Source organism: Actinokineospora spheciospongiae, from assembly GCF_003182415.1.
Lineage (GTDB): Bacteria > Actinomycetota > Actinomycetes > Mycobacteriales > Pseudonocardiaceae > Actinokineospora > Actinokineospora spheciospongiae.
Map to the genome: position 1 here is coordinate 217,754 of NZ_QHCP01000007.1, position 12,231 is coordinate 229,984.

Annotated in this window: 12 protein-coding genes; 9 read left to right on the forward strand and 3 right to left on the reverse strand. The window is 74.0% G+C overall.

Translation table 11 applies throughout. From position 1 onward, the window contains the following. The first annotated feature begins 10 nt into the window (after positions 1–10). From DFQ13_RS20460 to DFQ13_RS20485, 6 genes are all read left to right on the forward strand, one after another. Complete coding sequence (locus DFQ13_RS20460; RefSeq protein WP_146241300.1) at positions 11–1,825, forward strand: asparagine synthase-related protein; 1,815 nt, start codon at positions 11–13, stop codon at positions 1,823–1,825. Beyond that, on the forward strand, positions 1,822–2,088 hold the full coding sequence (locus DFQ13_RS20465) for a PqqD family peptide modification chaperone (protein WP_035284307.1): 267 nt from the start codon (positions 1,822–1,824) through the stop codon (positions 2,086–2,088). Before DFQ13_RS20460 ends, DFQ13_RS20465 begins: the two co-directional genes overlap by 4 nt. Next, a complete protein-coding gene (locus DFQ13_RS20470; RefSeq protein WP_052021341.1) occupies positions 2,085–2,468 on the forward strand; it encodes a lasso peptide biosynthesis B2 protein in 384 nt (127 codons plus the stop codon). The genes DFQ13_RS20465 and DFQ13_RS20470 overlap by 4 nt, the downstream gene beginning before the upstream one ends. 535 nt (positions 2,469–3,003) lie before the next feature. Continuing rightward, positions 3,004–3,582: a QsdR family transcriptional regulator gene (locus DFQ13_RS20475; protein ID WP_052021340.1), complete on the forward strand. Its 579-nt coding sequence runs from the start codon at positions 3,004–3,006 to the stop codon at positions 3,580–3,582. Between the two features lie 114 nt (positions 3,583–3,696). Continuing rightward, a complete protein-coding gene (locus DFQ13_RS20480) occupies positions 3,697–5,082 on the forward strand; it encodes an alpha/beta hydrolase domain-containing protein (protein WP_219994549.1) in 1,386 nt (461 codons plus the stop codon). Next, positions 5,079–6,431 (forward strand): alpha/beta hydrolase, encoded by a 1,353-nt coding sequence (locus DFQ13_RS20485; RefSeq protein ID WP_110080963.1) that lies wholly within the window; start codon positions 5,079–5,081, stop codon positions 6,429–6,431. Before DFQ13_RS20480 ends, DFQ13_RS20485 begins: the two co-directional genes overlap by 4 nt. Positions 6,432–6,464: 33 nt before the next feature. Here DFQ13_RS20485 and DFQ13_RS20490 read toward each other — a convergent pair whose 3' ends face one another. From DFQ13_RS20490 to DFQ13_RS20500, 3 genes are all read right to left on the reverse strand, one after another. Next, the gene (locus tag DFQ13_RS20490; protein ID WP_110080964.1) at positions 6,465–6,977 is read right to left on the reverse strand and encodes a hypothetical protein; all 513 of its coding nucleotides are present in this window, start codon (positions 6,975–6,977) and stop codon (positions 6,465–6,467) included. Positions 6,978–7,090: 113 nt separating this feature from the next. Beyond that, a complete protein-coding gene (locus DFQ13_RS20495) occupies positions 7,091–7,483 on the reverse strand; it encodes a hypothetical protein (RefSeq protein WP_110080965.1) in 393 nt (130 codons plus the stop codon). Between the two features lie 97 nt (positions 7,484–7,580). Next, a complete protein-coding gene (locus tag DFQ13_RS20500) occupies positions 7,581–8,660 on the reverse strand; it encodes an ornithine cyclodeaminase family protein (protein WP_110081033.1) in 1,080 nt (359 codons plus the stop codon). A 715-nt stretch (positions 8,661–9,375) separates the two neighbouring features. On the opposite strand from DFQ13_RS20500, the gene DFQ13_RS20505 reads away from it, so the two are divergent. The 3 genes from DFQ13_RS20505 to DFQ13_RS20515 are packed head-to-tail and all read left to right on the forward strand — an operon-like array spanning position 9,376 to position 12,186. Continuing rightward, on the forward strand, positions 9,376–10,371 hold the full coding sequence (locus DFQ13_RS20505; RefSeq protein WP_052021336.1) for a TauD/TfdA family dioxygenase: 996 nt from the start codon (positions 9,376–9,378) through the stop codon (positions 10,369–10,371). Further along, positions 10,361–11,713, forward strand: a complete 1,353-nt coding sequence (locus tag DFQ13_RS20510; protein ID WP_146241301.1) for an argininosuccinate synthase domain-containing protein — start codon at positions 10,361–10,363, stop codon at positions 11,711–11,713. The genes DFQ13_RS20505 and DFQ13_RS20510 overlap by 11 nt, the downstream gene beginning before the upstream one ends. Continuing rightward, complete coding sequence (locus DFQ13_RS20515) at positions 11,710–12,186, forward strand: aminoacyl-tRNA deacylase (protein WP_035284302.1); 477 nt, start codon at positions 11,710–11,712, stop codon at positions 12,184–12,186. The genes DFQ13_RS20510 and DFQ13_RS20515 overlap by 4 nt, the downstream gene beginning before the upstream one ends. The last annotated feature ends 45 nt before the right edge of the window (positions 12,187–12,231 follow it).

Sequence of the window (12,231 nt, forward strand, 5' to 3'; positions counted from 1 at the left end):
GGAGGCAGTCGTGCCCTTCGTCGTGCTCCCGGACGACCCACTCTCCGCCGCCGCCGGGGAGCGGGCAGGCGACATCGTCGGCGACCAGGTCCTGCGGTACCCGTCCGGGCGCCCGTGGATCATCTCGACACCGGACGCGCAGTGGCACGAGATCGCGTCCCCGCCCGGTGCCCGAATTGTTTCCACCACCCCCCCGGCGACCGCGCTCGACATCGACCGGTTGACCGGGAATCCCATTGATCACCACTCGTGGAATTCCGTCGCCGGACATATTTCTGCCCACGCCCATTTTATCGGCCAAGGGCCGGGCGGCACCCGTTTCCAGGGAAACCTGTCAGGTTCCTGTCGATTCTTCTGGGCGCTGGACAACAACCTGCCACTCGTGTCGGACTCACCCGCCGTGCTGCGCGCCATGACCGGTGCCGCGCCCGACCTGACCTCGGTGGCGCTGTCGCTGGCGAAGGCGATGCCGATCCAGCCGTTCGCGCACCGCACAATGTGGTCGGGGATCACCGCGGTGGGGATCGGGCGGTGGCTGCGGCTGCCACCCGGCGGGGTCCCGAGCACGCACCGCTGGTGGTCACCCACCGGTGGGCCCGCGCTCCCGGTCGCGGAAGCCGCGGCCGGTGTGCGCGACGCGCTGCGGGACGTCCTGCGCGCGCAGTCGCGGTCGGCGGGCCTGGTGACCGCGGACCTGTCGGGAGGCCTGGACTCGACGAGCATCTGCTATGCGCTCGACGACCTCGGCAGGCGGTTCCGCGCCTTCCGCACCTCCTCGACGAGCCCGTGGAACGACGAGACCGGGCGGGCCAGGGCAGCCGCCGCCGATCTGGGGGTCGAACTGGTCGAGTTCCCACCGCTGTCGGAGACCAGCACGGCGTTCACGCTGGACGCCCGCGCCGACCCGGTGGAGCTGGCCGAGGGCCCGGTGGTGTGGTCGGCTTCCCGCGGTTACCTGGACGTGCTGGCCCCGGCGGTGGCCGCGACGGGGTCGCGGGTGCACTTCACCGGTCTCGGCGGTGACGAACTCTTCGACGTCGTGCCCGGTGTGTACCGGTCGGTGTGGGCTGAGCGCGGACTGGGCGCGCTCGGGGTCCTGCGCAGGCACCAGCTGTCCGGCAAGTTCCCGTTGCGCCCGTTCGCCTCCGGGGTCGCCGACCGGCGTTCCTACGCCGCGCACCTGCGGTCGATGGTGGCCGCGGTGGCCGCGGGCCGAGCCGCGCGGCGGGCGGACTCCTACTCGTGGTTCCCGCCGCCGGTGCTGCCCGGCTGGCTGACCGCCGAGGGGCGCGCGCTGGTGGTGGGCGCGCTCGAGGAGGCGGCGGCCGGGGACCCCGAGCCGCTCGGCGCGGACCCGACCGCGCACCAGGTGGTCGAGTCGATCAGCTACCAGGGGCAGATCCTGCGGCAGTTCGGCGTGGTGTTCGCGGGCACCGGCATCACCTGGCAGGCCCCGTTCACCGACCGCCAGGTGGTCGAAGCGGCGCTGCGGGCGCCGGTGTCGGCGCGCTTGGACGCCCGGGAGGACAAGCGGCTGCTGGCCGAGGCGGTGGCCCCGTTCATGCCGCGCGCGTTGTTCGCCAAGCGGGACCGCGGTGATTTCACCGCCGACATCTACGCCGAGCACCGCAGGCGCAGGCACGACCTGGTGGCGGGCTTCGCCACGGCCCGCCTCGCAGACCTCGGGCTGGTCGACCCGCACCGCCTGCTGCCGCACCTGGACTCCCCCGCGCTGGCGGACGTGGGTCTGCTGGAGCTGGAGAGGGTCGTCGGCGCCGAGCGGTGGCTGCGGGCCATCGACAACGAGACGAGGAGCACCGGATGACACTGCGCCTGCGCCCCGGCGTGACCATCCACGAGTCCGGCGACCAAGCGATCCTGCTCGGCACCGGCCGCGACGCCGCCTACTGGCGCCTCAACGGGACCGCCAAGCAGATGGTCACCCTCCTGCTCGACGGCCGCGACGTCGAGGCCGTCGTCACGGCCACCACCGCGCTGGTGGCGGCCGACGCCGCCGTGGTCCGCCGCGACGTGGAGAACCTGGTGACGGCACTGGTGGACGCGAAGCTCGCGGAGGACGTCGGATGACCGGCATCCGGGCCCGGCTCGCCGTGGGCGTCGCCCGGGTGCTGATCACGCTCCCGCCCCGGCGGCTGGCGCGGGCGGTGGCGTTCCTGCACCGCGGTGCGCGCCCGGCGTCCGCGGAACTCACCCAGCGGGCGCGGGACACCGTCTGCGCGACGAGCGCGCGGTGCACCGGCCAGGGCTGCCTGCCGCGCTCGGTGGCCGTGGTCGTGTACTGTCGCCTGCACGGGCGCGCACCGGACTGGTGCACCGGTTTCGCACTGGACCCGTTCACCGCGCACGCCTGGGTGGAGGTGGACGGCGCGCCGGTCGGCGAACCGCCCAAGGTCGCCGAGTACATCATCAGCCAGGCTGTCCGACTGCGGTCGCCTGCCGCTGCCTGAGGCAGCGGACGAGGCCGGGGCCGGTGCGATCATCCCGCACCGCCCCCGGCCCGTCAGGACAACGGGCGGGGTGTGCCCCCAGGCCCGTGCACGGCGTGAGTGCGGGTTCGGCCAGGTCCTCGTACCCGAGCCGACTCAACCGGTTGTGCTGGTGCGCAGCGGCGCCGGACACACCGTCGACCACGCGGCGACCAGTTCCCCGGGTACCGAGCGGGCACGGACGACGATGGGGGACCGCGCGGCTCAGCGGTGCCGGGAAGCACCACGGCGGGGGCGAGAACGTCCTCAGCGACCGCTTCCCCCACGGCGAGGGCTGCTCCCGACGTGGCAGACGGGCAGGTGCGCCGGGCGAACCGGAGTTCGGGGGTGGACGAACCGACGGTGTCGCCCGGTGCCGCGTGAGGTCGGCCACCTCGTGGGCTCACCCCGCTTCCGCGCGGTGCGGACCGGCGCACGCGCGACCCTCGTGGCCGGGTGGTGGGGGACGATGATGGGTGGGAGTGCGGGCGGGCGGCCCGGCGGGAGTGGAGGCGTCATGGCGACCCCGATCGGCGCCAAGCGGGTCGTGAGCCGGGAGCAGGTCGTGCGGGGCGCGTCCCGGTTCTTCCTGGAGCACGGCACGGTGGACATGGACCGGTTGGCGACGGCCCTGGCCATCAGCCGGGCGACCCTCTACCGGGTGGTGCGCAGCCGGGACGGTCTGCTCGGTGACGTGCTGTGGCTGCTGGCCGAGCGGCTCCTGGTGCGGGCGCGGCAGCAGCGCAGGCGCGGCGGGGACGACGGTGTCCTGGAGGTGACCCAGCGGTTCACCGACCAGATCCGCGGGTCGGCGCCGTTCCGGGCGTTCCTGCGCGGTGAGCCGGAGACGGCCGCGCGGGTGCTGCTCAACGCCACCGGCGGGGTGCACCGGCGGGCGGTGTCGGCGCAGCGGGAGATCCTGCGGGAGGTGCACGGCCCCGGTGGGCCGTGGTCGCCGTCGGCGCTGGACCAGCTCGCCTACCTCTACGTGCGCATCGTCGAGTCGATGATCTACGCCGAGCTGCTGGGCGGTGCCCCGCTCGACCCCGCCCTGGCCGAGCGGGCCGCCAGGGCGGTGCTGCGGCCCTCCGGGTGAGGTGCCCCGCGCCCGTGCGACGGCGGTCTCACGATTTCCGCCCGTCCTGGTGCGGGGTGTGCGGGTCCGGTTACGTTCCGTGTGCCCCCACCCCCCATCGTCGCGGGAGCCGGTATGCCGATTTCCCCCTGGCGCCGCGTCGGCCTGGTCACGGCCGCGCTCGCCCTGCTCGCCCCGACCGCCGTCCCGGCGTCGGCCACCGCCGCGGCGGACCCCGTGCCCCGGGTCGTCGGCCCGCTGCCGGGGACCGCGCCCGGTGATCGGCTGGCCGAGCGGATCGAGGACACCTACCCCTTCTTCGCCACCCCCGTCGACCTGGCCGCGAGCGGCTACGTCGAGCAGGAGTTCCACCTCTCCGGGCTGGCCGACGGCTGGTCCGCCGCGGGTGCGCGGGTGGCCGACGAGGTCCCGTACACGACCAGGGTCGTGGTGCGGCGGCCCGCGCGGGCCCGCGACTTCTCCGGGACGACCCTGGTGGAGTGGCAGAACGTCACCGCCGGGTACGACCTGGACGCGCTGTGGAACGCCGACTCGGTGGTGCGCGCGGGCCACGCGTGGGTCGGGGTGTCGGCCCAGCGGGTCGGGGTGGAGCAGCTACGCGGGTGGAGTCCCGCCCGCTACGGAAACCTCGACGTGACCGGCGGCGGCCGCTTCCCCGCCGACGAGCTGTCCTACGACATCTTCACCCAGGCCGGCCGTGCCGTGGACCTGGGCACGGTCATGGGCGGGCTGCGGACCAGGACCCTGCTGGCGATCGGGGCCTCCCAGTCCTCGGCCCGGATGGCGATCCTCTACGACCGGGTGCTGCCGCAGACGAGCCCGGTGTTCGACGGCTACGCCTTCGTCGTCGGCGCGGCGCCGACGCGGGCGGGCGCGGAGCCGGTCTTCCAGGTCCAGTCCGAGACCGACGTGCGCAGCGCGCAGCGGCCCGCGGACACCGACCGGTTCCGCCGCTGGGAGGTCGCGGGCGCGGCGCACTCCGGGTACGAGGGGCAGGCCTACCGGGCCCCCATCTCCGAGCGCGACCTGGGCGGGGCGCCGGAGTACGCCTGCGACCGGCCGCCGTTCAGCCGGGTGCCGATGCACCACGTGACCGCGGCGGCCTACGAGCACCTGCGCGCGTGGGTGCAGCGGGGCACGCCGCCGCCGACGGCCCGGCCGCTGGAGTTCGAGGCCGACGGGGTCACCAAGAAGCGCGACGCGCTGGGGCTCGCGCTGGGCGGCATCCGCCTCTCGCAGGTGGTCGCGCCGATCGCGCTGAACACCGGTGACAACACCGGCGAGGCGTTCTGCCGCCTGTTCGGCACCCACGAGCCCTTCGACGGGCCGACGCTGTCCCGGCTCTACCCGAACCCCGCGAGCTACCTGGGCCCGGTCGTCAGCACCGACGCCGCCAACGTCCACGCGGGTCACCTGCTGCCCGCCGACGCGCGGGAGAACCTGCGGGACGCCGTCGCGAGCGGCATCGGGCGGCCCGCCCGCCACGGAGGAGGATCATGAACGTCCTGACGTCGACCCGGTGGCGCCGATCGGGGGTGTTCGCGGGGCTGCTGGCGCTCGTCGCGACCTCAGCGGTGGCGGTGGCGCCTGCGCGGGCCGCGGTGGAGGCGGTGCGGGCCGGGTTCACCCCGGTCGTGTTCGTCCACGGCCAGCAGGGTTCGGCGCAGCAGTGGGAGTCCAACGCCATGCGGTTCTCGGTCAACGGCTACGCCGACGGCCTGCTGCACGCCTACGAGTACGACACCAGCACCGCGAGCAACGACCAGGCCGTCGCGGGCCTCGACGGGTTCATCGCGGGCGTCCGCGCCCGCACCGGTTCGCCCCGGGTGGACGTCGTCGCGCACTCCCGGGGCACGTCGGTCGCGCAGACCTACCTCGCCACCCCCGAGCGGGCGGCCTCGGTGCGCAGGTACGTCAACGTCGACGGGCGCTCCAGCGCCACCCTGCCCGGCGGCGTCCCCACGCTCGCGCTCTGGGGCAGCCTGCAACCCGACGGCTCGATCGGCGGCGCGGCCAACGTGCACCTGCCCACCCTGGGGCACACCGAGACCACCACCTCCGCCGAGGGCTTCGCCCACATCCACCGGTTCCTGCGCGACCGCCCGGCCCGCACCACCGCGGTGCTGCCCGAACCGCCCGACCGGGTCGTGATCGCGGGGCGGGCGCTGTACTACCCGCAGAACCAGGGCGTCGAGGGCGTGCTGCGGGTCTGGGAGGTCGACGACCGCACCGGCGCCCGCCGGGGCGGGGCCGCGCACACGGTCACGACCGGCCCGGACGGCTCCTTCGGCCCGCTGGAGGTCAACGGCCGCAAGCACTACGAGGCGGAGGTGGTGCGCGAGGGCCAGCAGACCCACCACTACTACTTCGAGCCCTTCGAGCGCTCCAACCGCTTCGTGCGGTTGCAGATCTCCCGCCCCGGCGGCATCACCGACCACGTCGACAGGTGCCCCGGCCACTCCGCCTTCACCGTGATCCGCAACCGCGAGTGGTGGGCCGACCAGCAGGCGGCGGGCGACAACGACCGCCTGCGGTTCGACGGCGTGGACGTCCTGGCCCCCGCCACCGCCCCCCGGCTGCGCCAGATCCTCGCGGCCTTCGTCTTCGACGACGGCTGCGACGGCGCGTCCGCGCCGGGGGTGGCGCTGCCCCCGTTCAGCACGCTGCCCTTCGTGACCGGGACCGACCGGTACGTGCCCGCCCAGCCGGACGCGGGCCGCACCGTCCGGGTCACCCAGGCGGTGCGTGGCAGCGGCGGCGCGACCCGCACCGTGGCCACGCGGAACTGGCCGTCGGACCGGCACTCGATCACGGTGCAGTTCAAGGACTACGTCGGCATCGGTTCCTGAGCACCGCCGGAGGCGGGTGGCGGCGCTCCGGGGTCACCAGAAGCGCTGGACGCGGCGGGCGGCCTCGGCGATCTCCCCGCCGTCGATCGGGTGGCGGTGCGGGGCGATGCCCGCGGCGGGCCACTCGACGACGAGGTCGAACGGGGTCGGGGGCGGGTTCGGGGAGAGCCAGAAGCGCAGGGTGAGTTCCAGCAGGTCCGGTGTGGACGTTCCGGCGCTGCCGCGCAGCAGGGGCGGGGTGCCGGGGTCGGCGCCCGCGTGGGCGACGCGGACCCGGACCGCCGCGGGGTCGGTGCGGCCCGGCACGGGGGCGAAGAGGGCACCGGCCTGGGCGTCGGTGCGGCCGAACCAGGTTTCGTGCGGCCGGTCGCCCCGGCGGGCCGCGGCGACCAGTTCGAGGACGCAGCCTTCCTCGTGGACGCGCAAGCAGGTCAGGGCGATGACCGCGTCCCGCGTGCGGGTCAGGATCTCCTGCTTGGGGATCAGCACCCCGAGCACCCCGGGGGGTGGGGCGTCGCCGACCGGGGGTGTGCCGCCGGGACCCATCACGCGCACCTGTTTCCGTCGTCGGGTGGAGTCCTCGTCACGGTACACGTGTGGACCCCCCGTCATCGGGGGGTCCACACGCGACTGTCAGCGGGAGGTGGTGCTTCCCGCTGTCACGGCGTCCAGTTCGGGCCGGTGATGCCGATCCACATCACCGGGCAGCTGAGGGGGACGAATTCGTTGGGCGCGAACAGCTCCTGCGGGTAGTTCGGGTTCAGGTTGCACGTGACGTAGCCCCAGTACCCGCCGGACGCGAGCCCGGTCGCCCAGAGGTCGTCGACGCGGAGGGAGCCGCGGTAGCCGCCGTAGCAGACGACGGCGCCCGGGCCGAGCACCAGGCGGATCTGCGGGGTCGGGTCGGTGTCGCTGCACGCGCGGGCGTCGACCTGGACGCTCGGCAGTTCCGGCGCCGCCGCGGCCGACCCGGCGCCCGCCGCGACGAGCGGGAGCGCCAGCACCAGTGCGGCCAGCACGTTCCGACAGGCGTTCTTCAAGGAGTTGCGCATGGTCATGATCCCCAGTCGGTGTATCGGTTGATTCCTTGCCAAACCAGTACAGCAGTCGCCACTTTCCCACGACACCGCCGTTCGGGGGTGTGCGTCCTCACTCGTCGACCACGGTGGACTGTCCATAGTGGTCAGTGGTGGCGCGGCGGGTCGCATAGGGGTCGAGCACGTCCTCGGGGAGGTGTTCGATGGCGACCTTGGTGCCGAGCCCGAGTTCCTCGGCCGCGGCCAGCAGCACGTCGAGCGCGACGTGGTCCTCCAGGGCGAACCCGGTGGAGTCGAACACGGTCAGCCCGTGCCGCCAGCCCTCGGCAGCGGCCGGGTCGGCGCACAGCCGGTCCAGGGTCGCGGCGACCTCGCCGGGGGCCAAGCGCTGCGACTCGCCCTCGGCGTGGGCCTGCTCGGGGTGGTCGACGCAGACGCGGGCCCGGCGCAGCAGCGACAGCGGGAGCTCGGTCTTGCCCGGCTCGTCGGCACCGACGGCGTTGACGTGCAGGTGCTCGCGGTGCGGGCCGTCGGGGAAGACCGGGCCCCGGCCGGGTTCGACCGAGGTGGCAGTGCACAGCACGTCGGCCCCGGCGAGGACCTCGGCGGGCGCGGCGACCCGCACGTCCAGGCCGAGGAAGGCGATGCGCGCCGCCAAGCCCGCCGCGTGCGCCGGGTCGGTGTCGCTGACCAGCACCCGGCGCAGGTCGAGGACCTGGGCCAGGCCGTGCGCCTGGGTGACCGCCTGGGCGCCCGCGCCGACGAGGCCGAGGGTGGTGGCGCCCGGGTGGGCCAGCAGGCTGGTCGCGACCGCGGACGCGGCGCCCGTGCGCAGGGCGGTGAGCAGGACCCCGTCGGCCAGCGCCACCAGGTGGCCGGTGTCGTCGTCGAGGCGGGCGACGGTGCCCAGGATCGTCGGCAGCCCGGCGCGGCGGGCGTTGCGCGGGCTGTAGGCGACCGTCTTGACAGTGACGCCGCGGCCCGGTTGGCGGTGGGGCATCACCTCGATGACACCGGGGACCGCCCCGCCCCGGGTGAAGCCGGTGCGGGGTGGCGAGGGGGCCAGGACGCCCCGGCCGAGGTCGGCCAGCGCGGCGCGCAGCGCGTCGATCACCCGTCGCATCACGGTGTCGCGACCGAGGACGCGCAGGACGCGGCCCACGTCGTCCTGGCCGAGCAGCCACGTTTCCACCACAGACCCCCAAGGCAGGGCGAGAAACCGGCCGGACCGGCCGGTCATCCTTATCCGGAAAGCACGGGGAGAAGGCCGCCGGACCGCGCAAAGGAGACGGGAATCGGAAAGAATCGATTCACCGAACCCGGCCGACCGCAGCCCGGGAATAGCGCGATCACCAACGCGACCGGGTCGCAAACCCGATCTTGACCAGCCCGCCCGGCACACCACCCGCACCCCATCGGGGTACGCCACCGCGATTGCGACCGGCGGGGGGTGAACCGACCCCACCCGACTCGCGGCACGGCGCACGGCGCGGTCCGGCGCTGGTTCCCACAGGCGAACGACGACGCCGACCATGGCAAAAGCGCAGGTCACGGCGGTTGTCGAGACAGCCGGGGACACCGAGCGGCACACCGGGGCAACGGCAGCCACCACGCCCGGCGTTTATCTTTCCGCGATCACTTGGACCATTCTGTTCCCCCAGACGGATCAGACGGCTACTACTCATCCATTGCTATCCATGGTCACACACAGTGACTAAATCCACCTTAGCACACACCCGTGGGAACATCGCAACCATTCCGCTCGAATGGCCGCTACCGGCCGTTGCCACATCTTCACCAACCAGAAGTGACCTGCGTTACATTCCACCGGGTAGCCGCGAGGGCGTGGTTAGCATCCGAATTGGGCTGTTGGTCGCGAACAGCATTTCGGGTGACAGGGGGAATTCGTGGTCCGATCGACGGCGTTCGGCGCCGGGCTCGACCTGGCCGACGTCACCCGCACCCTCCCCGCACCGCACGCCGCCCGGCTCGCCGACGCCCTCGGCCCCGTGCGCGCGGGCGGGGACGACGCGGCCTTCGCCGACGACGCCACCGCCGCGGTCCTGCCGCACCTGCCCGCCGAAGTGCTGCACGGCTTGCTCGGCCTGCGCGACCCCGGGGCGCCGGGTGTGCTGCTCGTGCGCGGCCTGCCCGTCGACCGCGACCTGCCGCCCACGCCGACCGACCGCGAGCGGGGCGACCCGCGCGGGCTGGCCCCGGTGGCCACCGGGGCCCTGGTGGGCACCACCCGACTGCTCGGTGAGCCCTACGGCTACCGCGGCGAGTACCACGGCGACCTGGTCACCCACGTGCTGCCGACGCGGGCCGCCGCCGACGCGGTGTCCAGCAGCGGCGCCCGCGCGGTGCTGCCGCACCACTCGGAGTCGGTGCACCTGCACCCGCACTCCCCCGACTTCGTCGCGCTGCTGTGCCTGCGCGGTGACCCCACCGCGGACGCGCGGACCAGCGTGGTCGCGGCCGGGGACGTGTGCGCCCGGCTGCCCGAGGACGTCCTGGAGGTGCTGCGGCTGCCGCTGTTCCACGTGCGGGCGCCGCTGTCGTTCGGCGGGCACACCATGGGTTCCGGACCGATCCCGCTGATCAGCGGCCCGTCCTCGGCCCCCGAGGTGCACGCCGAGTTCGCCGACATGCGCGGCATCGACGACCGGGCGCAGCGGGCCATGGCCGCGTTCGAGCAGCGGTGCGGCGGCTGCGCCACGCAGGTCGCGCTGGAGGCGGGGGACCTGCTGGTGCTGGACAACCGCAAGGTCCTGCACGGGCGCAGCAGCTTCGCCCCGCAGTGGCGCGGCCTCGACCGCTGGTGCCTGCGCGTGCTGGTGCGCAGCGGCGACCTGTGGTCGAGCCGGGTCTACCTCGACGGGCGGCACCGCCTTGTCTTCTGAGCGCGGGGGCCGCGGGCCCGGCCTCGTCTCCAGCCTGGCCGGGTTGGAGCGGGTGGCGGGCAAGTGCGTGCTGCTCTACTCCGGGGGCCTGGACAGCAGCTACTTCATGTGGTGGGCCGCGCAGCGCGGCATCGACCTGGTCGCGCTGTCGGTGCGGCTCGGCGCCCCCGACGACCCCGACGCCGACGGGCTGGCCGCGCTGCCCGACGAGCTGGGCCACCCGCTGCGCGTGGTGGACGCGACGGAGGCCTTCGTCGAGGAGCACGTGCGACCGGCGATCCGCGCCAACTGCCTGTACCAGGGCATCTTCCCGGTCTCCTCGACGCTGAGCAGGCCGTTGATGGCCCGCATCGCGGTGGACCTCGCGCGGGAGGTGGGCGCGGACTGCGTGGTGCACACCGCGGAGTTCCACCAGAACAGCTGCGCGCGGTTCAACAACTCGATCCGCGCCCTGGCCCCGGAGCTGGTGGTCGGCAACCCGCTGCTGGAGGAGCGGATCAGCAGGCCGGAGAAGCTGCGGGCGCTCGCGGGCGCGGTGGGCGAACGGGGCATCCACAGCGTGGACGCCAACATCTGGGCCAGGGTCATCGAGAACGGTGAGCTGGACTCGGTGGCCAACCGGGTGCCCGAGCACGTCTTCGCCTGGACGCGCGGCCCGGGGCGGAGCACGCGGGAACCCGAGGAACTGGTGCTCGGCTTCACCGGCGGTGTCCCCACCTCGCTCGACGGCAGGGCGTTGCCGCTGCGCGACCTGCTCACCGAGCTGAACGCCCGCGCGGGCGGGTTCGGGATCGGCCGGTTCAACGGCGTCGAGGACACCCGCTACGGGCACAAGAACCACGAGGTGCGGGAGGCGCCCGCCGCCGCGGTCGTGCTGGCCGCGCACCGCCACCTGGAGCAGGTCGTGCTCACCGGCACCGAGTTGCGCGTCAAGGCGGCGCTGGACCACGAGTGGACCGACCTGGTGGTGGCGGGCGGCTGGTACAGCACCCTGCGGGCCGCCCTCGACCGGTTCCAGGAGCGGATCTCGCTGCCGGTGCACGGCGAGGTCGGCGTGGTGCTGGCCCCGGGCTCGGCCTACGTGTCCTGGGTGGACTCACCCGCGGCGCTGGGTGGCGTGGCGGACGGGGTCGACGACCTCTCCGGCGGCCTGTCCTTCGCCAGGGCCTTCGACCTGGGCACGGCCGAACTCACCAGCAGGCAGCACCTCGGCGAGTTCGGCGGGCCACGGGTCCTGGAGGATGACGGGCGGAACCGCGCGACACAGGGCGGTTCCGCGGTCGGTGGTGCGGCACAAGGCGGTGCCGCGCGGGTGAGCAGTGGAACGGAGCAACAGCGGTGAGTGCGGTCACGCAGCGGATTCAGGAGTACTTCGAGGCCAACGGCGTGGCATCGAGGGTCATCGAGCACGAGCGCGCCGCCTCGGCCGACGAGTACCACCGGGTGCTCGGCACCCGGTACTCCCAGCAGGCCAAGGCGGTGTTCCTGCGGCACAAGCGGCCCGGCGCCAAGGGTTTCGCGGTCCTCGCGCTGCCCGCGCAGAAGCGCGCGGACCTCGCCAGGGCCGCGGAGCTGCTGTCCGCCCGCGAGGTGCGGCTGGGAACCGAGGAGCAGATGCGCGAGACCACCGGCTGCTCCTTCGGCGAGCTGCCGCCGATCGGCGGGCTGTTCGGCCTGCCGCTGGTGATGGACGTTGACCTGCTGGCGGAGGACGAGATCTTCTTCAACGCGGGCGACCTGTGCGTGTCGCTGGCCGTCGCGCCCGCGGACCTGCGGGCACTGGAGAAGCCGGTGCTGTACAGCAGCGAGAGCTGAGCGCACCCGCCACCACGACCTCGCGCTGGCCTGGGGGGCTGAGAC

Coding starts and splice junctions, on each gene's coding strand:
- DFQ13_RS20465 (WP_035284307.1), top strand. CDS start 1,822: ATGACACTGCGCCTGCGCCCCGGCGTGACCATCCACGAGTCCGGCGAC.
- DFQ13_RS20470 (WP_052021341.1), top strand. CDS start 2,085: ATGACCGGCATCCGGGCCCGGCTCGCCGTGGGCGTCGCCCGGGTGCTG.
- DFQ13_RS20475 (WP_052021340.1), top strand. CDS start 3,004: ATGGCGACCCCGATCGGCGCCAAGCGGGTCGTGAGCCGGGAGCAGGTC.
- DFQ13_RS20480 (WP_219994549.1), top strand. CDS start 3,697: ATGCCGATTTCCCCCTGGCGCCGCGTCGGCCTGGTCACGGCCGCGCTC.
- DFQ13_RS20485 (WP_110080963.1), top strand. CDS start 5,079: ATGAACGTCCTGACGTCGACCCGGTGGCGCCGATCGGGGGTGTTCGCG.
- DFQ13_RS20490 (WP_110080964.1), bottom strand. CDS start 6,977: ATGGGTCCCGGCGGCACACCCCCGGTCGGCGACGCCCCACCCCCCGGG.
- DFQ13_RS20495 (WP_110080965.1), bottom strand. CDS start 7,483: ATGCGCAACTCCTTGAAGAACGCCTGTCGGAACGTGCTGGCCGCACTG.